The 23535-nt window shown below is 65.5% G+C and carries 20 protein-coding genes and 1 tRNA gene; 6 read left to right on the forward strand and 15 right to left on the reverse strand.

From position 1 onward, the window contains the following. Window positions 1-17 precede the first annotated feature (17 nt). From POS17_RS07145 to POS17_RS07160, 4 genes are read right to left on the reverse strand one after another with little or no spacing between them, the layout of a single operon-like run. A complete protein-coding gene (locus POS17_RS07145; protein ID WP_060837963.1) occupies window positions 18-1277 on the reverse strand; it encodes an NAD(P)/FAD-dependent oxidoreductase in 1260 nt (419 codons plus the stop codon). After that, a complete protein-coding gene (locus POS17_RS07150) occupies window positions 1274-1507 on the reverse strand; it encodes a 2Fe-2S iron-sulfur cluster-binding protein (protein ID WP_060837964.1) in 234 nt (77 codons plus the stop codon). Before POS17_RS07150 ends, POS17_RS07145 begins: the two co-directional genes overlap by 4 nt. Continuing rightward, window positions 1504-2625 (reverse strand): NAD(P)/FAD-dependent oxidoreductase, encoded by a 1122-nt coding sequence (locus POS17_RS07155; protein ID WP_060837965.1) that lies wholly within the window; start codon window positions 2623-2625, stop codon window positions 1504-1506. Before POS17_RS07155 ends, POS17_RS07150 begins: the two co-directional genes overlap by 4 nt. Beyond that, entirely contained in the window at window positions 2622-3554 is a 933-nt protein-coding gene (locus POS17_RS07160) for a 4-hydroxyproline epimerase (RefSeq protein ID WP_060837966.1), read from the reverse strand. Before POS17_RS07160 ends, POS17_RS07155 begins: the two co-directional genes overlap by 4 nt. A gap of 265 nt (window positions 3555-3819) precedes the next feature. Here POS17_RS07160 and POS17_RS07165 point away from each other — a divergent pair, with 265 nt between their 5' ends. The 4 genes from POS17_RS07165 (at window position 3820) to POS17_RS07180 (ending at window position 9178) form a co-directional block, all read left to right on the forward strand. Then, the gene (locus tag POS17_RS07165; protein WP_060837967.1) at window positions 3820-4740 is read left to right on the forward strand and encodes a dihydrodipicolinate synthase family protein; all 921 of its coding nucleotides are present in this window, start codon (window positions 3820-3822) and stop codon (window positions 4738-4740) included. A gap of 127 nt (window positions 4741-4867) precedes the next feature. Then, the gene (locus POS17_RS07170) at window positions 4868-6439 is read left to right on the forward strand and encodes an APC family permease (RefSeq protein ID WP_060837968.1); all 1572 of its coding nucleotides are present in this window, start codon (window positions 4868-4870) and stop codon (window positions 6437-6439) included. Between the two features lie 32 nt (window positions 6440-6471). Then, window positions 6472-8037: an aldehyde dehydrogenase (NADP(+)) gene (locus POS17_RS07175; protein ID WP_060841888.1), complete on the forward strand. Its 1566-nt coding sequence runs from the start codon at window positions 6472-6474 to the stop codon at window positions 8035-8037. 127 nt (window positions 8038-8164) lie between these two features. Continuing rightward, window positions 8165-9178, forward strand: coding sequence for an Ldh family oxidoreductase (locus POS17_RS07180; RefSeq protein ID WP_060837969.1), 1014 nt, complete (start codon window positions 8165-8167; stop codon window positions 9176-9178). A gap of 53 nt (window positions 9179-9231) precedes the next feature. On the opposite strand, the gene POS17_RS07185 is transcribed toward POS17_RS07180, so the two are convergent. After that, a complete protein-coding gene (locus POS17_RS07185) occupies window positions 9232-11328 on the reverse strand; it encodes a TonB-dependent receptor (RefSeq protein WP_231979013.1) in 2097 nt (698 codons plus the stop codon). A gap of 224 nt (window positions 11329-11552) precedes the next feature. On the opposite strand from POS17_RS07185, the gene POS17_RS07190 reads away from it, so the two are divergent. Next, window positions 11553-12089 carry a GNAT family N-acetyltransferase gene (locus POS17_RS07190; protein ID WP_060837971.1) on the forward strand — a complete coding sequence of 179 codons (537 nt, stop codon included), beginning with the start codon at window positions 11553-11555 and terminating at the stop codon, window positions 12087-12089. Between the two features lie 46 nt (window positions 12090-12135). Here the strand turns inward: POS17_RS07190 and POS17_RS07195 are convergent, their stop codons facing one another. The 4 genes from POS17_RS07195 to POS17_RS07210 form a co-directional block, all read right to left on the reverse strand. After that, window positions 12136-12510, reverse strand: a complete 375-nt coding sequence (locus POS17_RS07195; RefSeq protein ID WP_060837972.1) for a hypothetical protein — start codon at window positions 12508-12510, stop codon at window positions 12136-12138. A 219-nt stretch (window positions 12511-12729) separates the two neighbouring features. Next, window positions 12730-13017, reverse strand: coding sequence for a hypothetical protein (locus POS17_RS07200; protein WP_060837973.1), 288 nt, complete (start codon window positions 13015-13017; stop codon window positions 12730-12732). Between the two features lie 340 nt (window positions 13018-13357). Further along, window positions 13358-14554 carry a DUF1501 domain-containing protein gene (locus POS17_RS07205; RefSeq protein WP_060837974.1) on the reverse strand — a complete coding sequence of 399 codons (1197 nt, stop codon included), beginning with the start codon at window positions 14552-14554 and terminating at the stop codon, window positions 13358-13360. Between the two features lie 42 nt (window positions 14555-14596). Next, window positions 14597-16135, reverse strand: a complete 1539-nt coding sequence (locus POS17_RS07210) for a DUF1800 domain-containing protein (RefSeq protein ID WP_173655889.1) — start codon at window positions 16133-16135, stop codon at window positions 14597-14599. 296 nt (window positions 16136-16431) lie between these two features. On the opposite strand from POS17_RS07210, the gene POS17_RS07215 reads away from it, so the two are divergent. Next, the gene (locus POS17_RS07215) at window positions 16432-18207 is read left to right on the forward strand and encodes a putative bifunctional diguanylate cyclase/phosphodiesterase (RefSeq protein ID WP_060837975.1); all 1776 of its coding nucleotides are present in this window, start codon (window positions 16432-16434) and stop codon (window positions 18205-18207) included. Window positions 18208-18253: 46 nt separating this feature from the next. Here the strand turns inward: POS17_RS07215 and POS17_RS07220 are convergent, their stop codons facing one another. From POS17_RS07220 to POS17_RS07245, 6 genes are all read right to left on the reverse strand, one after another. Continuing rightward, on the reverse strand, window positions 18254-18982 hold the full coding sequence (locus tag POS17_RS07220) for a class I SAM-dependent methyltransferase (RefSeq protein WP_060837976.1): 729 nt from the start codon (window positions 18980-18982) through the stop codon (window positions 18254-18256). A 442-nt stretch (window positions 18983-19424) separates the two neighbouring features. Beyond that, a tRNA-Gly gene (locus POS17_RS07225) sits at window positions 19425-19498 on the reverse strand. A 157-nt stretch (window positions 19499-19655) separates the two neighbouring features. Further along, window positions 19656-20540 (reverse strand): alpha/beta fold hydrolase, encoded by an 885-nt coding sequence (locus tag POS17_RS07230; RefSeq protein WP_060837977.1) that lies wholly within the window; start codon window positions 20538-20540, stop codon window positions 19656-19658. Between the two features lie 328 nt (window positions 20541-20868). Then, window positions 20869-21561: a pseudouridine synthase gene (locus tag POS17_RS07235; protein WP_060837978.1), complete on the reverse strand. Its 693-nt coding sequence runs from the start codon at window positions 21559-21561 to the stop codon at window positions 20869-20871. Between the two features lie 35 nt (window positions 21562-21596). Next, window positions 21597-21815, reverse strand: coding sequence for a cysteine-rich CWC family protein (locus tag POS17_RS07240; RefSeq protein ID WP_060837979.1), 219 nt, complete (start codon window positions 21813-21815; stop codon window positions 21597-21599). Further along, window positions 21808-23295: a sensor domain-containing diguanylate cyclase gene (locus POS17_RS07245; RefSeq protein WP_060837980.1), complete on the reverse strand. Its 1488-nt coding sequence runs from the start codon at window positions 23293-23295 to the stop codon at window positions 21808-21810. Before POS17_RS07245 ends, POS17_RS07240 begins: the two co-directional genes overlap by 8 nt. Window positions 23296-23535 lie beyond the last annotated feature (240 nt).

Here is a 23535-nt window from a genome sequence, read left to right on the forward strand (position 1 = left end):
CGGGCCGGTGCCGGTTTTTAGTCTGCCGCGTCCGGCGGGCGGGCGTCGAGCATCAGGGTGGCGACCCGGGCCGGCACCAGGGGCGAACGCGGCGCCACCTCGGGCCAGTCGAACAGGCGCCGGGCGGCGCTGGCGCAGACCCGGCCCTGGCAGGCGCCCATGCCGCACCGGCTGTGCAGCTTGGCGCTGCTCCAGTCCGCCGCCCCGGCCACGGCCGCATAGGGCACATCTTCGCACCGGCAGAGCAGGGTATCGGGGCGGGCCAGTTGCAGGATCTGCGGTTGCAGTTCGAAGTGCCGTTGCAGCCGTGCGGCAAAGTCCTGCCAGTGCCGGCGGCGGTCGATCAGCGTGGCGGCCCGGGCACGCTGGCCGCTGGCCACGCAGCCGGCAATCTCGCCTTCGATCAAGGCCAGTTCGCTGCCACCGATGCCGGTGCATTCACCGGCGGCCAGGACCTGGGGCAGGCTGCTGCGTTGTTGCGGGTCGACGGCGATGGCCCCCTGCTCCAGGCGACAGCCCAGGTGGCTGGCCAGTCGGGTGTTGGGCACCAGGCCGAAGCCGCAGGCCAGGTAGTCGCAGGGCAGTTCACTGAGGTGCCGGCCCTGGCGGATGCGTACCCGTTGCAGGTGCTGGTCGCCCAGGGCCTCCACCACGTGGGCGTTGCAGCGGTAGGCCGGGGTGAGCAGTTGCATGGCCTGGATCAGCTTGGTCGGCCAGCGCCACAGTTGGCTGGCGAACCCCAGCACCGCCGCGGCGGGCGCCTGTTCCAGCACCCGCAGCACCCGCGCCCCGGCCTGGCGTGCGGTGGCGGCGGTGGCCAGCAGCAAGGGGCCGCTGCCGGCGATCACCAGGGTTTTTCCCTGCAGGGGCAGGCCGTTTTTCACAAGGGCCTGCAGACCTCCGGCGCCGGTGACCCCGGGCAGGGTCCAGCCGGGAAAGGGCAGCAGCAGTTCCTGGGCGCCGCAGCACAGGATCAGTTGTTCGAAGTCCAGCTGCCAGGCCTGGCGGGCATCCTCCAGCAGCAGGCTGTGGGAGCTCAGGGCGGCGATCACGCGGGTGGCGCCGAGGTACCGCACCGCCGGGTGCTGCACAACCTTGAAGCGTTCGTCCGCGGCCGGCGGCGTCGGACCCTGGCGCCAGATCTGGCCGCCGGGGCGCGGGTTGTCGTCGATGAGCACGATCGAGCGGGCGCTGTGGCTGGCGGCCCGGGCCGCGGCCAGCCCTGCCGGGCCGCTGCCGACAATCAGTATCTGGCAGCGCAGGCGCCGGGGGTTCATTGGCTGCGCTCCACCTGCATGCCGTCCTGGCACAGGATCTGGCAGGCCAGTTGGCGCAGGCCGTCGATGCTCATCCGGCATTCCTGGCAGATGCCCATGCCGCAGAACGGCGCCCGTGGCCCGCCGTTGCAGGCGGTGCGGGTCCGCGGGTCGCCGCTGGCGGCCACGGCGGCGGCGACCGTGAGGCCGGGGCGCACGGCCAGTGCCTGTCGATCCAGGTAGATGATCATGGGGACTCTCCAGTCAGGGGGGCGAAGCGCCCGGGCAGATAAGGTCGCGGATCGAGCGCCGGGCATTCGCCGAACATCTGCTGCACCAGCAGCCGTGCGCTGCCGGGGGCGGTGGTCACCCCCAGCCCTTCATGGCCGACCGCCAGCCACAGCCCCGGCTGTTGCGGGTGTTCGCCGAGGATCGGCAGGCCGTCGGGCGTGGCGGCGCGAAAGCCGGTCCAGGCGCGGATGCCGTTGAGCTGCGCCAGTGCCGGCAGGTACTCCACCGCGCGCCGCAGCATCGGTGCCAGCACCTGGGGCTCGACCTCGGGCTCCAGGGTGTCGAACTGCCGGGACGAGCCGATCAGCAGTTGCCCGGTGGGGCGTGGCTGGACATTGAACGCCACCGAGGTGCCGTTGCTGGCGTGGGCGCTGGCGGCATAGCCCAGCTCCACCAATTGATGCCCCACCTGCTGCGGGTAGCGGTCGGTGATCAGCAGGTGGCCCTTCTTCGGTCGCAAGGGCAGTTCCGCCAGCAGCTCCCGGGCGCCGTAGCCGTTGGCCAGCAGCACCTGGGGCGCCTGCAGCACCCGGCCATCGTCGAGTTCCAGCCGGTTGCCGGCGACGCTGCGGACCCGGGCACGCAGACAGCGGATCAGCGGCTGGCTGTCGAGCAGCCAGCGGGCGGTGGCCGGGGCGTAGAGGATGCCGTCGCCGGGGACTTGCAGGGCACCGCCCAGGCCCTGGCGCAGCATCGGTTCCAGGGCCGCCAGTGCCGGGCCATCGAGCAGTTGGCTGGTGACACCCTGTGCGGCCAGGGTCTGCTGCTTGGTCCGGGCCAGGTCCATTTCCGCGCGGTCGGCGGCCAGCCACAGGGTGCCGCAATTGCGGTAGGCGCAGGCCTCGGGCAGATGGGCACGCAACTGGCGCCAGAGGCCGATGGAGTAGTGACTCAGGGCCAGCTCCGCAGGGTTGTCGTCCATGGCCACCAGATGCCCCATGCCGGCTGCGGTGGCGCCGCCACGGGCGTCGTCCAGTACCTGCACCCGCAGACCGCGGCCGGCCAGTTCGTGGGCGCAGGCGGCGCCGATGATGCCGGCGCCGACCACGATCACATCGGCCTCGGCCTGCACCTTCACGAGCCGATGCCCCAGGCGAACGGGTCGCTGTCGTCCAGCAGCAGGGTGGCTTCGGCGCTGATATGGGCACTGCCGCGCAGGGTGGGAATGATCCGGTCGCCGACCACTTCGTAGTGGGCGCTGAACTGGCTGCCGATGACGCTGGCCTGACGCCAGGTCTGGCCCGGGGCGAGCTTGCCGTCCGCGGCCAGGCAGGCCAGCTTGGCACTGGTGCCGGTGCCGCAGGGAGAGCGGTCGTAGGCCTTGCCCGGACAGAGTACGAAGTTGCGGCTGTCGGCTTGCGGGTCATCGGCGAACAGTTCGATGTGGTCGATGATCCCGCCCCCGGCGCCGGTAATTCCGGCGGCTTCCAGGGCCGTGCGCACGCTCCAGGTGTAATGGGTCAGGGCTTCGACATTGTCCAGGGCCAGGCGCTGGCCATGATCGCTGATCAGGAAGAACCAGTTGCCGCCCCAGGCAATGTCGCCGTGCAGCGTGCCGTGCCCCGGCACCTGCAGCGCCACCTGCCTGCGGTAGCGATAGGCGGGCACATTGCGCACGCTCACCGACAGGTCGTCATGCAGGGTGGCCTGCACCGTGCCCACCGGGGTTTCGATGCGGTGCACGCCGCAGTCGATGCGCCCCAGGTGGTACAGCGAGCGCACCAGGCCGATGGTGCCGTGGCCGCACATGCCCAGGTAGCCGCTGTTGTTGAAGAAGATCACGCCGGCGCAGGCATCGCTGGCCTGGGGCGCGCAGAGCAGGGCGCCCACCAGCACGTCGCTGCCCCGGGGTTCGAGGACGCAGGCGCGGCGCCATTGATCGTGGTCGCTGCTCAGGGTTTGCAGGCGCTCGGCCATGGAGCCCCGGCCCAGGTCGGGAAAGCCGTCGATGACCAGACGGGTGGGTTCACCCCCGGTGTGGGAGTCGATCACGGTTATTTTTTTCATGGCGGCACCTGCGGGGAAAGAGCTACAGAGTGGCCCTGGCGAGGGGGCTGCCGCTTGTGGGTTTTCCCTGGCGCGGATGACGAAATCGGCACAGTCGCCGGTGCGTACCCGGGCTCGGGGAGGTACGGCGCAGGCGATCGCTGAATGTGCCGATTTCGTCTCCTGCGGGGGTGAAAAGCTTCAAGCTGCAAGGGGGATAAAAGGCGACTCTGGATAGCGTCTCCAACGCCAGTCGGCCCGGCCGACCTCAAACAAGGACAAGACCATGAGCCGTAAAGCCATCCAGTGGAGCGGTGTATTCCCCGCCGTGACCACTCAGTTCAAAGCCGATTTCTCCCTCGATCTGCAGGCCACTCACCAGGTCATGCGCAAGCTGGTGGACGATGGCGTGTCCGGCCTGGTGGTGTGCGGTACCGTGGGGGAAAACACCTCCCTGAGTACCGCCGAGAAACTCGCGGTGATCGAAGTCGCCAAGGACGCCGCCGCCGGCCGGGTGCCGGTGATTGCCGGGGTGGCCGAGTTCACCACTGACTTTGCCCGCAACACCGTGCGCGAGGCCGCCAGGGCCGGGGCCGATGGGGTGATGGTGATGCCGGCGCTGGTGTACTCGGCCAAGCCCCATGAAACCGCGGCGCATTTTCGTGCCGTGGCCACCGGCACCGATTTGCCGGTGATGGTTTACAACAACCCGCCGATCTACAAGAACGACGTCACCCCCGAGGTGCTGATCGCCCTGCAGGACTGCGAGAACATCGTCTGCTTCAAGGATTCCTCCGGTGACACCCGGCGCTTCATCGACCTGCGCAACGCGGTCGGCGATCGTTTCGTGCTGTTTGCCGGGCTCGATGACGTGGTGGTGGAAAGCGTCGCGGTGGGCGCCGAGGGCTGGGTCTCGGGCATGTCGGTGGCCTTCCCCCGGGAAGGCGAGACGCTGTTCCGCCTGGCCAGGGACAAACGCTTCGAGGAGGCCCTGGCCCTGTATCGCTGGTTCATGCCGCTGCTGCACCTGGACGCCCGGCCGGATCTGGTGCAGTGCATCAAGCTCTGCGAAGAGCTGGTGGGCCGCGGTTCGTCCATTACTCGGCCGCCACGTCTGGCGCTGCAAGGGGAAACCCTGGCCGAAGTCAAAGCCATAGTCGCCAAGGCCCTGGCCACGCGGCCGCGCCTGCCGGACGTCGGCCTGTAATCCCTTGCCGGGCGCCCCGGGCGGGGCGCCCGCTTGCGCAACAGCGCATGTGCTGCAAGCGTCGGGCGGCCCCGCCGACGTGACATTCGACCTGCCTATTCCAATAACCCCAAAAAGGCGCAGCCCCATGTCAGGCAAAGGCAAATTCAAGAAGCAACTTTCTCTGGTGGACCTGACCTTTATCGGTCTGGGTGCGATCTTCGGTTCTGGCTGGCTGTTCGCCGCCAGCCACGTTTCGGCGATTGCCGGGCCGGCCGGGATCTTTTCCTGGCTGCTGGGTGGCTTCGCCGTGCTGCTGTTGGGCATCGTCTACTGCGAGCTGGGGGCGGCCCTGCCCCGGGCCGGTGGCGTGGTGCGCTACCCGGTGTTCTCCCACGGCCCGCTGCTGGGCTACCTGATGGGCTTCATCACCCTGATCGCCTTTTCCAGCCTGGTGGCCATCGAAGTGGTGGCGGCCCGGCAATATGCGGCGGCCTGGTTCCCGCTATTGACCCACGAAGGTTCCAGCAACCCGACGATCATCGGCTGGCTGCTGCAGTTCGCCCTGTTGTGCCTGTTCTTCTGGCTCAACTACTCCAGCGTCAAGACCTTCGCCAAGTCCAACAACTTCATCAGCCTGTTCAAGTTCATCGTGCCCTTGCTGGTGATCGTGGTGCTGTTCACCTTCTTCAAGCCCGACAACTTCCACATCCAGGGCTTTGCGCCGTTCGGCCTGTCGGGGATCGAGATGGCGGTATCGGCCGGGGGCATCATCTTTGCCTACCTGGGGCTGACGCCGATCATTTCCGTGGCCAGCGAAGTGCGCAATCCGCAGCGCACCATTCCCATCGCGCTGATTCTCTCGGTGCTGCTCTCGACCCTGATCTACGGCCTGCTGCAGTTGGCCTTCCTGGGCAGCATTCCCACGGAGATGCTGGCCAACGGCTGGAGCGGCATCAGCAAGGAATTTTCCCTGCCGTACCGCGACATCGCCCTGACCCTCGGGGTCGGCTGGCTGGCCTACCTGGTGGTGGCCGATGCGGTGATCTCCCCCAGCGGCTGCGGCAACATCTACATGAACGCCACGCCGCGGGTGGTCTATGGCTGGGCTCGCACCGGGACCTTCTTCAAGGTCTTCACCCGCATCGATGAGCAGTCCGGCATCCCGCGCCCGGCGCTGTGGCTGACCTTCGGCCTGTCGGTGTTCTGGACCCTGCCGTTTCCCTCGTGGGAGGCGCTGATCAACGTGGTCTCGGCGGCCCTGGTGCTCAGCTACGCCGTGGCGCCGGTCAGTGTCGCGGCCTTGCGCAAGAGCGCGCCGGAGCTGGCGCGGCCGTTCCGGGTGCGCGGTTTTGCCTTGCTCGGCCCGGTGTCCTTCGTGATTGCGGCGCTGATCGTCTACTGGTCCGGCTGGAGCACGGTGTCCTGGCTGCTGGGACTGCAGATCCTGATGTTCGTGATCTACCTGCTGTGCAGGCGCCTGGTGCCGACCGACCACCTGAGCATCGGCGAGCAGGTGCGCTCGTCGCTGTGGCTGATCGCCTTCTATGCCCTGACCATGGTCATTTCCTACCTGGGCAGCTTCGGCGGCATCGGCGTCCTGGCTCACCCTTTCGACACCCTGACCGTGACCCTCATGGCCCTGTGCATCTACACCTGGGGCGCCAACACCGGGGTGCCCGGCGCCAAGCTGGTGCTGGATGGCGATGAGGTGGAGTGAGCGTGCGCATTTTCCAACAGACGGGGCAAGCCATGACAGTGACTGGACAGATGCTGATCGGCCAACGCGCCAGCTTCGGCGCCAATGGGCGGATCCACGGGCTGGCCGCCGCCAGCGGCGAGGTGTTGCAACCGGCCTTTGGCGGTGCCGAACAGGCCGACCTGGAGCGCGCCTGCGCCCTGGCCCAGGCGGCATTCGAGCCCTATCGGCAGTTGCCGCTGGAGCAGCGGGCGGCATTTTTGGAGGGTATCGCCAGCCATATCCTTGAGCTGGGCGATGAGCTGATCGAGCGCTGCCAGCTGGAAACCGGCCTGCCCCGCGCCCGCCTGGAGGGCGAGCGCGGACGTACCGTCGGCCAGTTGCGCTTGTTTGCCGCCGTGGTGCGCCATGGCGGCTTCCTCGGGGTACGGATCGATCCGGCGCAACCTTCGCGCCAGCCCCTGCCCAGGGTCGACCTGCGCCTGCGGCAGATCGGCCTGGGGCCGGTGGCGGTGTTCGGCGCGTCGAACTTTCCCCTGGCCTTTTCCGTGGCCGGTGGCGATACCGCCTCGGCCCTGGCAGCGGGCTGCCCGGTGATCGTCAAGGCGCATTCGGCCCACCCCGGGACCTCGGAACTGGTGGCCCGGGCCATCGCTCGGGCGGCCCGGCAGCAGGGCATGCCCGAGGGCGTGTTTTCACTGCTGTTCGACAGTGGCCGCAGCATCGGCCAGGGGCTGGTGGCGGATCCGCGGATCAAGGCCGTGGGCTTCACCGGCTCGCGCAGCGGCGGGATGGCGCTGATGCAGATCGCCGCGGCGCGCCCCGAACCGATCCCGGTCTATGCGGAGATGAGTTCGATCAACCCGGTGCTGCTGTTGCCCCATGCCCTGGAGGAGCGCGCGGAGGCGATGGCCTCGGCGTTCGTTGCCTCGCTGACCCTGGGCGCCGGGCAGTTCTGCACCAACCCGGGGCTGATCCTTGCTGTCGATGGACCGGCGTTGCAGCGTTTTGAGCGAGCCGCCGCCGAGGCCCTGGGCCATGTGGCGGCGCAGACCATGCTCACGCCGGGCATCTACCGCAGCTATTGCCAAGGCGTGGCCATTCTCGCCGCGCATGCCCGGGTGCAGACCCTGACCCTGGGGCCGGAAGGGCAGGGCCCGCAGGCGCGCGGGGCGCTGTTCGCCACCTCGGCTACGGCCTTCATGGCGTGCCGCGAATTGCGCGAGGAAGTCTTTGGACCGGCCTCGCTGATCGTTCGCTGCGAGGACGTCGCTGCGTTGCAGCAGGTCCTGCAGAGCCTGGAGGGCCAGTTGACCATCGCCGTTCACCTGAGCGACGGCGATCAGCCGCAAGTGCGGGCCTTGTTGCCGTTGCTGGAGAGCAAGGCCGGGCGCCTGCTGGCCAACGGTTTCGGCACCGGCGTCGAAGTGGCTCACGCCATGGTCCACGGCGGGCCCTTCCCGGCCACGTCCGACAGCCGCAGCACCTCGGTGGGCAGCCTGGCGATCCAGCGCTTCCTGCGCCCGGTGGCCTACCAGGACCTGCCCGAGGCGTTGTTGCCGGCCGAGCTGCACAGCGCCAATCCGTGGCGGGTGCCGCAACTGCTCGACGGCCGGTGATCGGCTTGACCTGAGGCGAGGCTGCGCTCCACCGGGGAGTGTCGGCCCGCTTGCTCCTTCGTTCGCTTAATCCATCGGTAAAAACTCTCCCACAGGAGCGTTCCCCACCTGCCATAGAGGTTGCAGCATGTCTGAACACATCAGCCTGTCCCTGGATGACGTCCACGCCCTGGCGTATCGGGTTCTCAGCCATCACGGCCTGTCCGACGCCCATGCCCGGGTCATCGCCGAGGTCATTACCCAGGGTCAGCGTGACGAGTGCCATTCCCATGGGGTGTACCGCCTGCTGGGCTGCGTACGCTCGGTGCGCGAGGGCAAGATCGACCCGCGCGCCGAACCCAGTCTGCGGCACATCTCGCCGGCGGTGCTGGAGGTGGATGCCCATTACGGCTACTCGTTGCTGGGCTTTCACACCGGCTTGCCGTTGCTGGTGGACAAGGCCCGCAGCCAGGGCATCGCGGCGATGGTGATCAAGCGCTGCTTCCACTTTTCCGCGCTGTGGCCGGAGGTCGAGGCGATGGCCGCCAACGGCCTGGTGGGGCTGGCGATGAACCCCAGCCACAGCTGGGTGGCCCCGGCCGGCGGGCGCCACCCGGTGTTCGGCACCAACCCCCTGGCTTTTGCCTGGCCGCGGCCGGGGGGCAATCCCTTTGTCTTCGACTTCGCCACCAGCGCCATTGCTCGGGGCGATATCGAGCTGCATGCGCGCCAGGGCAAGCCGATTCCCGAGCACTGGGCCATCGACGCCGACGGCGAGCCCACCACCGATGCACGGGCCGCCTTGCAAGGGGCGATGCGCACCTTTGGCGGACACAAGGGCTCGGCCCTGGCGGCGATGATCGAACTGCTGGCCGGGGCGCTGATTGGCGACCTGACCAGTGCCGAATCCATGGCCTTCGATGAGGGTGTCGGGGCCACGCCTTGCCATGGCGAACTGGTGCTGGCGTTCGATCCCCAGGTGTTTCTGGGGGAGGGCTATCAAGCCGGGCTGGAGCGGGCGGAAGGGTTGTTTGCGGCCATTGCCCAGCAGGGCGCGCGGTTGCCGTCGCAGCGGCGTTTTGAGGCCCGGGCCCGCAGCCTGGAGCGGGGGGTGCAGGTTCCTCGGGCGCTGTGGAACGATATCCAGGCCTTGCTGCCATGACGCTCTGGGGGGGCGATGGAGTGTCCATCGCCCCCCAGGTGCTGCGGCTCGGGTCAGAAGCGCAGGTTGGCCGCCAGTTCGGCGGAACGCCCCGGCGCGACGGTGGCAAACAGGCCAACGTGGGACGCGTCGTAGTAGGTCTTGTCGGCGAGGTTGAGCACGTTGAACTGCAGGTCCAGGTTCTTGTTCACGCGGTAAGCGGTCATGGCGTCGTAGCGCCAGTAGGCGTCCAGGCTGTGGGTGTTCTCATCGTTGGTGTAGCGCTTGCCCACGTAGTTGGCGCCGGCGCCGACCTTCCAGCGCTCGGTGAGTTGGTAGGTGCTCCAGACCGAGCCACTGTTGGGGGCGATGAATTTCAGCTGATTGCCGTTATGGACGGACTCGGCGTCGGCGGCGTATTTCACCGCCCTGGCATCCAGGCGGGTGTAGCCGGCCACCACTTCCCAGCGCTCGGTCAGGTGACCGGTGGCTTCCACTTCAAAGCCTTTGACTTCGACATTGCCGTCCAGGGTCGCGATGCCGGTCAGCGGATCGTAGGTGCGGGCGTTGTCTTTCTCGGTCTTGAACAGGGCGGCGGTCAGCGCCAGGCGTTCGTTGAGCAGGTCCCACTTGGTGCCCAGTTCGAGGCTGCGGCTCTTTTCCGGAGCCAGGTTGCTCAAGCGGCCGCCCGCCGGACCATCGGCCCTGCCTGATTGCCCGGCGGTTTCGCCCGAGGGGTTGAAGGACGTGCCGTAGGCCAGGTAGATGCTGCCGTAGGGCACGGGCTTGAAGACGATGCCGCTCTGGTAGCTCCACAGGTTGCTGCGGTTGCTTTGGGCCGGGTCGCGGACGTGATAGGCGTCGTAGCGCAGGCCCAGGTTCAGGTCCCATTGCTCGTGCAGGGCGAGGGTGTCCATCACATAGACAGCGCGGTTGTTGTGTCGGGTGACAGTGTGCTGGCCATCGTCGCGCAGCACCGGGGTGAACGGATCCTTGGGATTGGGATGATGCAGGTCGCCGAGGTTGAGGCTCCTGGAGCTGGCGTAGCGGTTCTTGACATCGATGCGTTCACGGGAGAATTCCAGGCCGGCGCTGTAGCGGTGGCCGATGGCGCCGGTGTCGAACGTGCCGTAGATGTCGGTCTGGTTGATCAGCGAACTGTTGACCACATTGCGCCCGCGCGCCGAGCGTTGCACCCGGTTGGCCAGCTCCTGGGGCGCCAGGGCGATCGGCCGGCTCATGACGTAGTCCTGCATGCTGCGGCCCTGGCGGGTGGTGTTGCGCAGGGTCAGGTGGTCATTGATGTCGTGTTCCAGCTGCAGGGTGGCGAGGTCCGCCGAGGTATTGCGGAAGTCGCGCTGGGTGAAACCATAGAAGTTGTCACGGTCGACCTTGATCGGCTTGCCGGTGATTTCCGACACCGGGTGACCCTGATCGGGCAGGTCATCGCTCTGCAGGTGGTAGTAGCTCAAGGTGGCGCGGGTGTCGGTGTTCAGGCCGAAGCTCAGGCTCGGTGCCACGCCCCAGCGCGACACTTGCACATGATCGCGCCCGGGGGTATCGGCCTCATGCTTCATGGCGTTCAGGCGCAGCGCCAGGTTCTGTTCGGGCAGGTACTGGTTGAGATCGACGGTGCTGCGGCGCAATTGATCGGTGCCCAGGGTCAGGCTGCCGGTGGCGAAGGTTTCCGCCTGCGGCACCTTGCTGATCAGGTTCAGGGTGCCGCCGGTGGAGCCACGCCCCGAGTAGGCCGAGCCCGGGCCTTTGACGATTTCGATCTGCTCGTAGTTGAACACTTCGTGGTTCATGCGCCCGACGTCGCGAATGCCGTCGATCATGATATCGGTGCTGGCTTCGAAGCCGCGGATGAACGGACGGTCGCCCAGCGGTGTGCCACCTTCACCTGCACCAAAGGTGATGCCCGGTGTGTTGCGCAGGGCGTCGGTCAGGCTGGATACGGCGCGCTCTTGCATCAGGGTGTCGGTAATGATGGTCACCGACTTCGGGGTTTCGCGCAGCGGGGCGGTGAACTTCACCGAGTCCGAGGCTTCACGTTTGTAACCGGGTGGGTGAATACCTTGTACCGCCGTGGGCGCGAGGGTCACCGGAGCCGTCTGCGGGGGCTCGGTGTTGTCGGCGTCGGCGGCCAGGCTGGCTTCGCCAATTGCCATCAAACCAAGGGATGTGGACCACAACTTCCATGAATGTGGGCGGGCAGGACTGGACATTGAGAAAAGACCTCCATTTATTTGGAAGCGATTCTCATGTGCGAATTTTTATCATTCAATCAGACTTATCTGAACAATCGGATCGAAACGTGTATGCAGCGTTGGCTCTTCTGTTTTTTCGTCCGATGCGATTTCATGGACGGCCCTTTCTTCTTGGACACTCACGGATGAACCTGCACCTTGAAACCCCCAGGCTGTTGCTGCGACCACGGACCCTCGAGCATTTCCAGGCCTGCCTGTGCATGGACCAGGATCCGGAAGTCACGCGCTTCATTCCGGGCACCTGGGACGGCGGTCAATGGCACCAGGATTTCCTGCGCTCGCGCATGACCCAGGACTTTGGCCCGCGCTGCGGTTATTGGGCGATCTTCGCCAAGCAGGCGCCGGATGAATTGCTGGGCTGGGTGTCCTTCATTCCCTTCGACGCAGTCGGGCCGGAGCTGGAAATGGGCTGGCGCCTGGTGCGGCGGGCCTGGGGGCAAGGCTATGCCAGCGAGGCCGCACGCCGGATTGTCGCCCATGCGTTTGCCGACCCGGCCGTGGAACGGATAGTCGTCGATGCCCATGTCGATAACGAGGCGTCATTGGCGGTGGCGCGCAAGATCGGCTTTCGCTTCACCCACGATGCGGATTTTGAAGGCTTGCCTTGCCGCTTCTTTGCGATGAGCCGTGAGGATTTCCGGCAGCAAACGGCGGCCGGCTGAGGCGGGGATGTCAGTGCGGGGCGCCGTGGTTCGGCGCCCCCATGCTTCAGAGGTGACGGCTGACCCACCACAGCACCAGGAAGGCGATCGCGGCGGCCAGGGCCGCAAGCTGGAACAGATTGATCAGGCACTTCAGGCCCAGGGGGAATTTCCGGTAGTCCTTCACGTTCAGGCCGCCGTTGCGCAGGAACAGGTGGGGCATGGCGAACATGGCGCCGATGCACAGCAGCATGAAGAAGCGGCTCAGGGGATCCTTGCCCAGGAGCGGCATGCGGATGGCGATGACCCGGCAGCGAGCCAGGTGCTTGACCATGTCATCGAGCCTGAAATAGCCCAGGTACACCTGGATCACCAGGGACACCAGCCCGGACATGACCACCAGGACCCAACCCGCAGTGTAAATATCTTTGGCGTTACACATATCTCTTCAGTGACCTCCTCAAGCTTCACGACCAGGCGTTCAGCGTATTGCTCCTCCAGTGAGCCCCGACACGCAGGGCAGCCGGCCACCATACCACCCCGGGAGGCGGGGCGGGCCGCAGCCGGGCTGTAGCGACCATAGGCGCGGGCTTGCCCGGCCAACATGAGACAAGTACCAAAGGTGCGGACGAGGGCCCTGGAGTGCCCGCCAAGGGTTGTCCTAGAGCTTGGCGCAACGCTCGACGTCGGCCTGGGTGGTGACCTGGGTGTCGATGCCCAGGCGGTATTTGCAGTAGTCGATGATCATCTGCCGTTGTTCGTCGCTGAGTTTTTCCACGCGCCGGTAATCGCCGTCATTGGCGTGGATGTTGAAAAACTCCAGGCGCAGGGTCGGGGCTTGCTTGAGAAACCAGCGGGTGTGGGTTTCGGCCTCTTCCAGCTCGGTGTAGTAACCGACATTGAGCATCAGCAACAGGATGAGGGAGAGCAGGAACAGCAGTTTTTTCAAGGTACGGCTCCTTCCGTGAGCGAGGGGCGCCCAGGGCGCGGGCGGCGCATGCTTGAGTTTTTTGCGCCGCTTGGCAAGGGTTTCGGGTCGCTGGGGGGCTCAGGCGTCCTGGGCCGGGTTGCACCGGGTTCAGCAAACAGACAGTGGCCAACTGTTAAAAAGTGCAACACGCCAAGCAGGAGCGGGGCGGTAACAGGGGGCAAATGGCTTCCAGCGGATGCACGGCAGATCGCCAAGCGTCTGTCGCGGCCAATGGCCCGATGCATCGGCTGGCAAGCTGCGAGGGCGATCTTCGGATCGCTCTTTTTTTTCGTGTTTATCCGGCTGCCTGGTCGAGGCTTCAGACCAGCCCCAGGGCATTTGGCCGCGAGTTGGGGAACACTTCCTGCACCTGGGCGCCCGTCAGCCCCCAGGTCGTGGCCAGCAAGCCCCCGAGCAGATCGCGGTAGTTGTTGAGCACCGGGTAGTCGCGGTCCTGCAGCAGGCCCCGAGCATTCACCGCCACTTGCTCCCCGGCCAGGCGCCCACCGCGTACAGCGCCGCCGAGCACCCAGTACACCGTGCCATGGCCGTGATCGGTGCCCTTGGCGCCATTCTCGCGAAAGGTTCGGCCGAATTCGGATACCACGATCACCAGGCTGTTCTTCCAGTGCTCGCCCATGGCCTCGGCATAGGCCGCCAGCCCTTGCCCGAGGTTGGCCAGGTTGTTGGCCAGCGGGCCCTGGGTACTGCCCTGGTTGACGTGGGTATCCCAGCCGCCGACATCGACGAAACCCAGGCGATATTGCTCGCGCATCAGGCTGGCCATACGCCGGGTCTGGGTGGCGAAGCTCTGCGCATTGGCGGCCCCGCGATTGGCCGCGAGCATCTCTTGCTGCAGCTCCTGCGAGACTTTCTGGCGCAAGGCCAGGCCGTCGCTGGCCGCCGCGGCGTAGGGCGTGTGCTGGTACATGGACGACAGAATGTTTGCCTGGCGCGCATCGAAGGGCGCCTTGCCGGCACTGCGCAGGGACAGGTTGGGAATGTCCCGGCCACCCTGGAAGCTCAGGGGCAGGGCATCGGTGAAAGCCATCGGCGCGCTGTCGGGCACTTGCCGGACCAGGCGCGCGAGAAAGCCCGAGTCGTAGCGCCGGCGTGGCTGGCTCGGCTGTCCGGCCTCGATGCTGTCCTGGGTTGCGAAGTGGCTGCGGGACAGGTCGTCGGTGCCGGCGAAGGGCACGAAGGCCATTTCCTTGCGCTGCCACAGCGGGTACAGCGAGTCCCGCAGCACCGGGTTCAGGCCCCAGTGGCTGTCCAGGGCGATGGCGCTTTGCGGGTTGTGCGCATCGGGGCGGGCGATTGCCAGGCTTGGGCGCGACTCGTAGTAGAAGTCGCTGCTGTAGGGCACCAGCAGGTTGTTGCAGTCGTAACCGCCGCGCAGGAACACCAGCAGGGTTCGCGGCGCGGCGGCCGGTGCGGCGAACAGCCGGGCGGAAAACGACAGGCCGGGCAGGGCGGCTGCGGCGGCCGCGGCAATCAGCAGTTGGCGACGATTCATGGCGGTTCCCGGTCAGGTGGCGCGCAGCCCTTTGGCGCGTGCTCAGCGGTTGTTGAAGTCCGGCGAGGACAACAGGAAGGTGTTCCATTCCTGGGGCGAGACGGCCTGCTCCAGGGCGTTGCGGGTGGCGCCGGAGAGGTGAGGCGCGATCGCCTGGTAATACATCGGGGTGGTGATCATCGGAAAACCCGGCCCCGGAACCGTGCTGCCCTCGGCGGTGAACAGCCGGTTGTTGCCCGAACCTATGGCCCGGGCGATTTCAAAGCGTTTGGCCATCTGCCCGGAGCTTGACCAGCCACTGGCCACCAGCGGCCAGCCGTCGGGGGTAATCCGGCCGAACACCGGCTGGCCCATCTGGTTCAGCCAGTTGAGCAGGGGCCGCGGGTTGGCCACAGGCTTGCCGTCATAGGTCAGGCGCAGCGCCGACACCACGAACTGCTGTGGGTCCTTGAATTTCTTGCCGGTCGATTGCAGCAACTCCGGCGACTGCATCAGCGTGCGCATGACCTGGGCGATGTCGCCGTCGCTGTCGCGGAAGGTCTTGGCCATGCGGGTCACCAGGGCCGCCGGCGGTTCGTCGGCGACGAAGTACTGGGCCAGCTTGCGCGAGATGAACTGGGCGCAGGCCGGTTGCCGGGTGATGAGGTCGATGGCCTGGGTGATCTCGTCGTAGCCGCTGCCCTTGATGGTGTGGCCGAGCAGGCGCTTGTCGCTGAAGTCATGGCGCCTGGGGTTGAACTGGAACAATCCCTGTTGCACCACCAGCGGCTGCAAGGACCGGGGCCAATGTTGTTCGCGACCGTCTCGGGGCGCCAATCCGGCTCCGGTCAGGATCAGTGCCAGTTGCTGCACGTCCTCCTGGCTGTAGCCGGCCGCCACGCCCAGGCTGTGCAGCTCCAGCAGCTCACGGGCGTAGTTTTCGTTGACCCGGCCCTTGGCGTTCTGGCTGTTGTCGAGGTATTCGAGCATCGCCGGGCTTTGCAGGGTGGCCAGCAGCAGGTCCTTGAACCGGCCCAGGGCATGGGGGCGAATCGCCTCGTTCACGTAGTCGGCGCTCAGCAGTCGCACCTGGCCCTTGCCCTGGAACAGGCTGAAGTGATTGAGCCAGAACAGCACCAGTTGTTCCTTGAGTTGGTTGGGGCCATAGATGGCTTGCAGCAGCACTGCGGACTGGGTCTGCTCGGCGAGCTGGTTGGCCCGCTGGCGAAGGTCTTGCCTGGCCTGGTTGCGGGCATCGCCGTCGGGCATGGCCTTGAGCTGTTCCTGGCGCCGCTTGAACTCCTGCAGCAAGGCCGGGGTCGAGTCGTTCAGGGCCGGGTAGCTGCGCAGCAGGGCGTCGATTGCCGCTGGCAACGGCTCGCGCAGGCGATCCTGCAGTTGCGCCTCGAGCAATCCGTCGCGGCCCAGGTGGCGCAGGCGCTGGAGTTGCGCGGTGTCCAGATCGAAGCCGTCGCGCCTGAGCCAGGCAATGTCGGCGGCGCTGGGGGGCTGGGGCTCGGCGGCCTGGGCAAGGAGCGGCAGGAACACGGCCAGCGCGCTCCACAGGTACAGGCAACGATGCAGCGTATGAGGCCTTGGCATGGGGCGGTTTTCCGGATGGAGAGGGCAGCGGTGTAGCGTCGCAGTACGGCCTGGCTGGGTGCTACCTTCCAGGGTGGATCGCTCTAGATCAAGTGTTTCAACGCAGCCTTCGGGCGCTGGCCGTCGACCGTTCGTCCGACGGATGGAATTGGCAAGCACTAGTCACTGCGTCATGCTGTCGATGGATGTCGTAATGCCATTACTTCAAGGTTCGGCCGGTTTTCCGGGCGTCGTTATATCCCCGTGTGGGTGAGATAGGTTTCTGATGAGTGTGTTGATCCTGCCCGAGACGGCATATGCCCGATAAGGCGTTGGCCGAGGAGCAGCGCCTGGCTGCCCTGTATGCCCTGGAACTGCTGGATACCGCCCGTTGCGAGCGCTTCGACCGCATCTGCCGGCTGGCTGCCGAGTATTTCAAGGTGCCCACGGCGTTGATCACCCTGGTGGACCGTGATCGGCAATGGTTCAAGTCGCGGGTGGGGTTCGCGGTCGAACAGACCCCGATCGAGCAATCGTTCTGCGCTTACACCATCAGAACCGATGATGTGTTCGAGGTGGAAGACGCCCGCCAGGATGTGCGTTTTCACCGCAACCCCCTGGTGACTGATGATCCGGGCATCGGCTTTTATGCCGGCGCGCCGCTGATTACTTCCACCGGGCATGCGATTGGCAGTCTGTGCGTCATCGACAAAGAGCCCCAGCGCCTGAATGCCGCCGAGCGCCAGCAATTGCGCGACTTGGCATCGCTGGTGATGGAACAGGTCGAGCAGCGTCAGCGCCTGACCCGGCGCGACCCGGTGAGCTGCCTGCCCAACCGTGAACAGTTCCAGAGAGATCTGTACGACCTGGCGGACGAAAATCCGGGGGAAAGGCGCGTGCTGGTGCTGGTGGATGCGGTGGACATGACCGTGGCCCACGAGCTGACCCTGGCCATGGGCCTGGCGCCGTTCGAAACCATCGTGCGCTTCCTGGCCCAGCAACTGCTCGCCTACCTGGGGCGGCATGTGCGGGTGTACCACGTGTCGGTCAAGCGCTTCGGGTTCCTGCTGCCGGCGGCCCCCGGGATCGAGCGCTTTCTGGACGGGCTGGTGCGGCGTCTGCGCCGTCAGCCGCCGGGCCTGGAACTGCCGATGATTCCGGCGGTGTGCGCGGGCACGGTGGAATTTTCCACGGACCGCGACGCGGTGCCCGACGTGCTGCGCAAGGCGATGTTCGCCCTGGAGCTGGCGACCCTCAACCGCAGCACCTGGGCGCCCTACGATGTGGTGCGTGACCAGGCCTATCGGCGGGCCTTCAACCTCGCCTCGGACATCAGCGAAGCCCTGGACAGCGGACAGATCTACCTGATGTTCCAGCCGCGCTTCGCCCTGCCCGACGGTGCTCAGGTGAGCGCCGAGGCACTGATCCGTTGGGATCATCCGTGGCTGGGGCCGATTTCACCGGCGGAGTTCATTCCGGTCATGGAGCGCAATGCGCTGATCCACCGGGTGACCCACTGGGTGATCAATGCCGTGCTGGAGCGCCTGCACCGCTGGAGTTCCAGCGACGTGCAGCGTCTGTCGATCAACCTCTCGCCCCAGGATTTCGAGGATCAGGACATTGCCGATGTGCTGCGCGATGCCTGCCGGCGCCATCGCATCGACCCGCAGCGCCTGGAAGTGGAAATCACCGAAGGGGCCTGGCTGCGCTCCAATCCCAAGGTGCTGGATCAGTTGAGCAAGATTCGCGGCCTGGGCATGGATGTGGCCATCGACGACTTTGGCACCGGCTACAGCAACTTCGCCTACCTGCACCAGATTCCGGCCAATGTGGTGAAGCTCGACAAGTCCATGGTCACCGACCTTGAGAGCAGCGCCCAGCACCAGAAGATCACCCGCTCGGTGATCGCCCTGGCCCGGGAACTGGGCTACCGCACCGTGGCCGAGGGCATCGAGAGTTTCAAATGTCTGCAGATGCTGCGGGCCTTTGGTTGCGACGAGGCCCAGGGCTACTTCCTGGCCCGGCCCATGGCCCAGGAAAAGTTCCTCGCCCGCTGTGGCGCCCGGCGCTTTCCCTTGCAGCAGGGCTTCTAGCCACGCGGGACCCTCCTGCTGAGGTGGCCGCGTAACGGCGGCCACCTCAGCGCTGGGCGGCCACCAGCAACATCATCGGTCGCTCGCGCTCTTCTTCCAGGGCGGGTTGTTCCAGCACCTGCTGGGCGCTCGGTCCCCATTCCTCGACGTGGCGAATGTTGAACCCGGTAGCGATCAGGGTGTTGAGCAGGGTGCCCAGGGTACGGTGCTGCTTGATCACCCCCTCGGCCAGCCAATGGGTGATCCGTTCGCCTTCCTGCTGATAGCTGTCCAGGGGCCAGGACTTGCGGCCCTGGTCATCCACCTGCCAGCCCGGATTGCGTGGAGCCATGAAGATCGGGTGCTCGATGGAGAACACCAGGCGCGCCCCGGGCACCAGGGCTGCGTAGACCTGGGCGAACAGGCCGCGCAGGTCCTTGATGTAATGCAGGGCCAGGGAGCTGTAGGCCAGGTCGAAGCTGCAGTTGGGCAGGCTCAGGTGTTCCAGGTCGGCCCGCTGATAATCGATATGGGGCGCCGAGGTGCTGGCGCGGGCAGTCGCCAGCATCTTTTCCGAAACTTCCAGGCCCAGCACCTGCTGGGCGCCCTGTTCGCTTGCCCAACGGCTGAACCAGCCATAACCGCAGCCCAGGTCCAGCACCTTGAGGCCTTTCATCGGTGGCAGCAGGGCTTGCAGGGCCGGCCATTCCGGCGCCGCATCCAGGCCGCCGACGGAGCGCCCTAGCTGGCTGTAGCCCTGAAAAAAAGTCGGGTCGTCGTAAATGTTCTGGGTCATGTCGCAGTTCCTTCAGGTTCGTGTGCAGCCCGTGATGTCGGGCGAATCATGCAAAAGAAGCGGCTGAGGGGCTTGTCCCTCGAAGGGCGCGACGCAGGTATCGTCGATGGCCGGGCAGGGGGGGGCAGGGAAACAGGCCGGATATCATAGCCAATTTGCCAGGCCGGGCTATCGCCGGGTGCGTTGTGCGCGCCGATCGTCGGGAGCACAAGCGCCGGCCAAGTCCAGCTGAAGCGTCCCGATTGGCGGCCTGTACCCTGCGAGGATTCATGGGCACAGCGAGAGTGATGGGCACGATCATCGAGGCGACCCGTTCGGCCGAGCCAGGTACAGGGCTGGGGCTCGAGTCGTCAGGCTTGAAGCTTGGAAGAGAAGAGGTCGCCTGAGTTCAACGACGGGGAAACTGCTTTGCGGATCTGCGCTGACTGGCAGATAGGGGAAGTGGAGCGGGTGAAGGGAATCGAACCCTCGTTATCAGCTTGGGAAGCTGGAGTAATGCCATTATACGACACCCGCTCGAACGGCTGACTTTGTACCAGATGTGGCTGCAGATTTGAAGTTTTTCTTTATCTGACCTGCGCTTGCGTGTCATCGCTGTTCGCCGCAGGTGGGCCATGCGCCAGGAAAAACAGGGTTTTTCAAGGGCGGCTGGCCCACCGGTGACGATGCACTGTCAGATCGCCCGTGCATGCTGATGCTGAACACAGTGCGCGCGCGTTCGACCGTCGTACTGACCCGGCTTGAGGAATCCCAGCAATGCCTGGCGGCTGTCGCGGCAGGCGGCCTTGTGTTCCATGTCGAGAAAGTGCCCGGTGGCCTGGATGGTGCTGAAGCTCGCTTGCTGCACATGGTCGGCGAACAGCTTGGCGTCATTGGCCGAGGTGTACTCGTCCCACTCACCGTTGAGAAACAGCACCGGCACCTGGATGTTCTTCGCCGCTCGCAAGTAGCACTGCCGGTCGCCGTTGAGCACATGGCTGATATGGAAGTGCATCTGCCCGTATTCGTGCTCCGCCAGGCTGCTGACGTGGCGGTAGTTGTAGCGCTTGAACAGCGAGGGCAGGTGCTTGCCGATGGTGTCGTTGACCAGGTGGCCGACGCGATGGCGGTCGAGGTTGCCGAGGTAATCGACACCGCGCTCCAGATAATCGCGCATCGGCTCGTTGATCACCGGCGAGAACGAGCTGATCACCGCCTTCTCGATGCGCCGTGGACGCTGGGCCAGAGCCTGCAAGGCGGCGGCGCCACCCCAGGAAAACGACAGCACATGTTCGGCGGCGAAGTGTTCGATCAACTCCAGGAGGATCTGCCCCTCCACTTCCTTGGTGAGCATCCGTTCGTGTTTGTTGTGGGCTTTGGAGCGGCCCGCGTAGGGCTGGTCGTAGAGCACCACGTTGAACTGCGGGTGCAGGTTCTTCACGGTCTGCGCAAAGGACGCAGTAGTGGCCATCGAGCCGTTGACCAGAATGATGGTCTTGTCTGCGGCATCTGCGCGATAGAACTCCGTGTAAACCCGATACTGACCCTGTATATCCAGCACAGCGATTTCTGGCCTCATGTCATAAGACTCCTGGCAAGCGGGTATGCGCGCATCACTGAGTGTGCACGGGCAATGTGACAGGTAGGCATACGCCTGGAATGGGAGCCCATGTCGATCCGGTAAGGCAGGTCGACGGGTGTTGTTATAGGTGGGCGATTTGCCGGGGGAAATGCAGAGCAGGCAGGGCTCAGGCCGGCAAAAGGTTTCTTAGATGTCTGTTCGTGACTCATCGGTCACATTTCGGCCGACGGAGTGATTCAAGCAGGGCAATCGGCAACCTGCAAGTCGATTGGACAAATTGTTCGACAGCTTCTGCCCAGCGGTCGTCCGGGCAGGGGTGGGCACTTCAGATCAGGCGGATTTCGTCGGCGCTCAGGGGCCGGTATTCGCCAGGTGCCAGCCGTTCGTCCAGCTGCAGCGGCCCCATGCGTTCGCGATGCAGGCGCAGCACCTTGTTGTTGAAGTGGCCGAACATGCGTTTGACCTGGTGATAGCGCCCTTCGACGATGCTCAGCCGGGCGCTGCGCGGACCGAGGATCTGCAACTGCGCGGGCAGGGTGGTGAGGTCTTCGAAGGCAAAATACAGGCCCTCGGCGAAGGTCTGGATGTACTCGGGCCCAATCTCGTCTTCGGTTTCCACGTAGTAGAGCTTGGGCAGTTTGGTCTGCGGCTGGGTCAGGCGTCGCGACCAGTGCCCGTCGTTGGTGATCAGCATCAGCCCGGTGGTGTTGTAGTCCAGGCGTCCGGCGATGTGCAGCTCCTGCGGGTGCGGCTCGTGGATCAGCTCCAGCACGGTCCGGTGCTCGGGATCGCGGGTGGCACTGACGCAACCCATGGGCTTGTGCAGCATGAAGTAGCGCGCCGGCTTGCCGGCCTGCAGCACCTCTTCATCCAGCTCCACCCGACTGAATTCGCTGACCTCGGCCCGGGGATCGCTGACCGGCTGACCGTCGATGCGGACGCGCCGCTGCACCAGCAGCAGGCGCACCTGTTGGCGGTTGAAGCGCGGCAGGTTGCTGAGGAAACGGTCAAGGCGCATGGCAGGAAATCGCTGGCAGTGGACGGGGACGGGTTTCAGGAGCGGGGCAGGGTGCCGGCGCGCAACTGCGCCTCGACCCCGGCGCAGCGCGGGCACAGGCAGGCACGGTCGCGCAGTTGGGGCGCCAGGGCCTCGATGAGGGCCGGGTCGATGCTCACGCTGTAGCACCAGCAGGCTCGGTCCGCCGTGCGTGGGTCGGCCAGGGCGCAGTCGTTGCGGGCACCGCAGGCCGGGCAAAGGTCAGGTTCATTCATGGCTGGAGTGAGGCATTTCCACGCAGGTTCGATTACGTCCACTTTGCTTGGCGCGATACATCGCATGGTCGGCACGGGACAGCAGGCTGTGCAGGGTGTCTGCCGGTTGCAGGGCGGTCAAGCCGATACTGACGGTCAGTTGCAGGGGTTGCCCTTCATAGTAGTAGCGCTGCCGTTCGGTCAGCAGACGAATCTTTTCGGCGATCTGCAGGGCGGGCCCGCTCTCGGTGTCCTTGAGCAGGACGATGAACTCCTCGCCGCCCCAGCGACAGACGATATCGGACTGGCGCAGGCAGTCCTGCAGGTCCCGGGCGAAGCCGCTGAGCACCTGGTCCCCGGCCAGGTGGCCGTAGGTATCGTTGAGGCGCTTGAAGTGATCCAGGTCCAGCAGCAGGGCGCAGAGCGGCGTCAAGTCGCGTCGCGCCTCTTGCAGGGCCTGGGCCGCCAGCAGGTCGAAACCGCGACGGTTGGGCAGACGAGTCAGGCTGTCGAGGGTGGCCTGGGTTTCGATCTTGCGCTGGTAGCGGCGCACCACGCCGCTGAGCAGGATCAGCACGATGGCGGTGATCACCAGGCAGATCAGCAGGTTCAGGTACAGCGACTGGCGGATGCCGTTGAGGGCGCCGTCTTCGCGCTTGTCGACGAACAGGTACCAGTTCAGTTCGGGAATGAAGCGCACATTGAGAAAATGCCCCTGGCCCTGGGTCGAGTATTCATAGCTGCCGCTGTGGGGCTTGGGCAGTTGGGCCATCAGTTCCTTGAGGCTTGCCAGATCATGCAGGGACTGGCCACTGCGGGCACCCTGGGGACCGCCATCGGCACCGGTCAGCACGATGCGCCCGAAGGTGTCGACGAAGTACACGCTGCGCTGGTAGCGCTGCTGGTACTTGTCGATCAGCTTGATCACCGCGTCCACCGTCAGGCCGACGCCAGCGGCGCCGATGAAGCGGTCCTGGTAGTCGTAGACCTTGTAGTTGATGAAGAAGGTCAGTTTGTCCTGATTGGCCAGGTCCGGGTCGACGTTGATTTCGTAGGGCGTCGCCATATTGCGCACGCGAAAGTACCAGGCGTCCCGCGGCTCATCGACCTTGATCTTCTTCAGCACGCCCTTGGCCTGGTAGTAGGTGAGGCTGGTGTTGGAGACGAAGAAGGCGGTGTAGGCGTCGTAGTGGGTCATGACCTCGTTGAGGTAGCGGGTCATCTGGCTGGGGTCGCGCTCGCCGGCCACCACCCAGTCACGCATGAAGGTGTCGCGGGCCATCATCGAGGAGATGAGCACCGGCCGTACCAGGTCCTTCTGGATTTCCGAATACACGGTGTCGGAAGTCAGCGGCAGTTCGGTGTTGACGATGTTGTCGCGGATCGAATCCCGCGAGGCGTAGTAGCTGAGCAGGGAGGTGGCGAGGAAGCCACTGCCCAGCAGGGTGATCAGGACCAGCACCAGCGAACGTTGCGAATACAGGGGAGAACGAAGCGGCATGGCGATTCCGTGATAGTGGCCCGATGACGCATTCTAGTGGCACGGCGGACAAATGACTTGTTCAACAGCGCACGGAATTGTCTGGGCATTGATACGTTGCAAACACTTCTTGCACCGCCGCCGGCCCAGGCCTTGAGACGCCATGGGCGGGGGCCTACCAGCGGTCGCATGACTTGTATCAATGTGTTGCCAGAATCGCACCAGAAGGCATTTTTGCGGTCAGATATTGCGTCAGTCAGC

Source organism: Pseudomonas sp. Os17 (genome assembly GCF_001547895.1).
Taxonomy (GTDB): Bacteria; Pseudomonadota; Gammaproteobacteria; order Pseudomonadales; family Pseudomonadaceae; genus Aquipseudomonas.

Excerpts from the sequence above, each read along its gene's own strand:
- POS17_RS07145 (WP_060837963.1), bottom strand. The coding sequence starts at position 1,277 with ATGAACCCCCGGCGCCTGCGCTGCCAGATACTGATTGTCGGCAGCGGC.
- POS17_RS07150 (WP_060837964.1), bottom strand. The coding sequence starts at position 1,507 with ATGATCATCTACCTGGATCGACAGGCACTGGCCGTGCGCCCCGGCCTC.
- POS17_RS07160 (WP_060837966.1), bottom strand. The coding sequence starts at position 3,554 with ATGAAAAAAATAACCGTGATCGACTCCCACACCGGGGGTGAACCCACC.
- POS17_RS07165 (WP_060837967.1), top strand. The coding sequence starts at position 3,820 with ATGAGCCGTAAAGCCATCCAGTGGAGCGGTGTATTCCCCGCCGTGACC.
- POS17_RS07170 (WP_060837968.1), top strand. The coding sequence starts at position 4,868 with ATGTCAGGCAAAGGCAAATTCAAGAAGCAACTTTCTCTGGTGGACCTG.
- POS17_RS07175 (WP_060841888.1), top strand. The coding sequence starts at position 6,472 with ATGACAGTGACTGGACAGATGCTGATCGGCCAACGCGCCAGCTTCGGC.
- POS17_RS07180 (WP_060837969.1), top strand. The coding sequence starts at position 8,165 with ATGTCTGAACACATCAGCCTGTCCCTGGATGACGTCCACGCCCTGGCG.
- POS17_RS07185 (WP_231979013.1), bottom strand. The coding sequence starts at position 11,328 with ATGGCAATTGGCGAAGCCAGCCTGGCCGCCGACGCCGACAACACCGAG.
- POS17_RS07190 (WP_060837971.1), top strand. The coding sequence starts at position 11,553 with ATGAACCTGCACCTTGAAACCCCCAGGCTGTTGCTGCGACCACGGACC.
- POS17_RS07195 (WP_060837972.1), bottom strand. The coding sequence starts at position 12,510 with ATGTGTAACGCCAAAGATATTTACACTGCGGGTTGGGTCCTGGTGGTC.
- POS17_RS07205 (WP_060837974.1), bottom strand. The coding sequence starts at position 14,554 with ATGAATCGTCGCCAACTGCTGATTGCCGCGGCCGCCGCAGCCGCCCTG.
- POS17_RS07210 (WP_173655889.1), bottom strand. The coding sequence starts at position 16,135 with ATGCCAAGGCCTCATACGCTGCATCGTTGCCTGTACCTGTGGAGCGCG.
- POS17_RS07215 (WP_060837975.1), top strand. The coding sequence starts at position 16,432 with ATGCCCGATAAGGCGTTGGCCGAGGAGCAGCGCCTGGCTGCCCTGTAT.
- POS17_RS07220 (WP_060837976.1), bottom strand. The coding sequence starts at position 18,982 with ATGACCCAGAACATTTACGACGACCCGACTTTTTTTCAGGGCTACAGC.
- POS17_RS07230 (WP_060837977.1), bottom strand. The coding sequence starts at position 20,540 with ATGAGGCCAGAAATCGCTGTGCTGGATATACAGGGTCAGTATCGGGTT.
- POS17_RS07235 (WP_060837978.1), bottom strand. The coding sequence starts at position 21,561 with ATGCGCCTTGACCGTTTCCTCAGCAACCTGCCGCGCTTCAACCGCCAA.
- POS17_RS07240 (WP_060837979.1), bottom strand. The coding sequence starts at position 21,815 with ATGAATGAACCTGACCTTTGCCCGGCCTGCGGTGCCCGCAACGACTGC.
- POS17_RS07245 (WP_060837980.1), bottom strand. The coding sequence starts at position 23,295 with ATGCCGCTTCGTTCTCCCCTGTATTCGCAACGTTCGCTGGTGCTGGTC.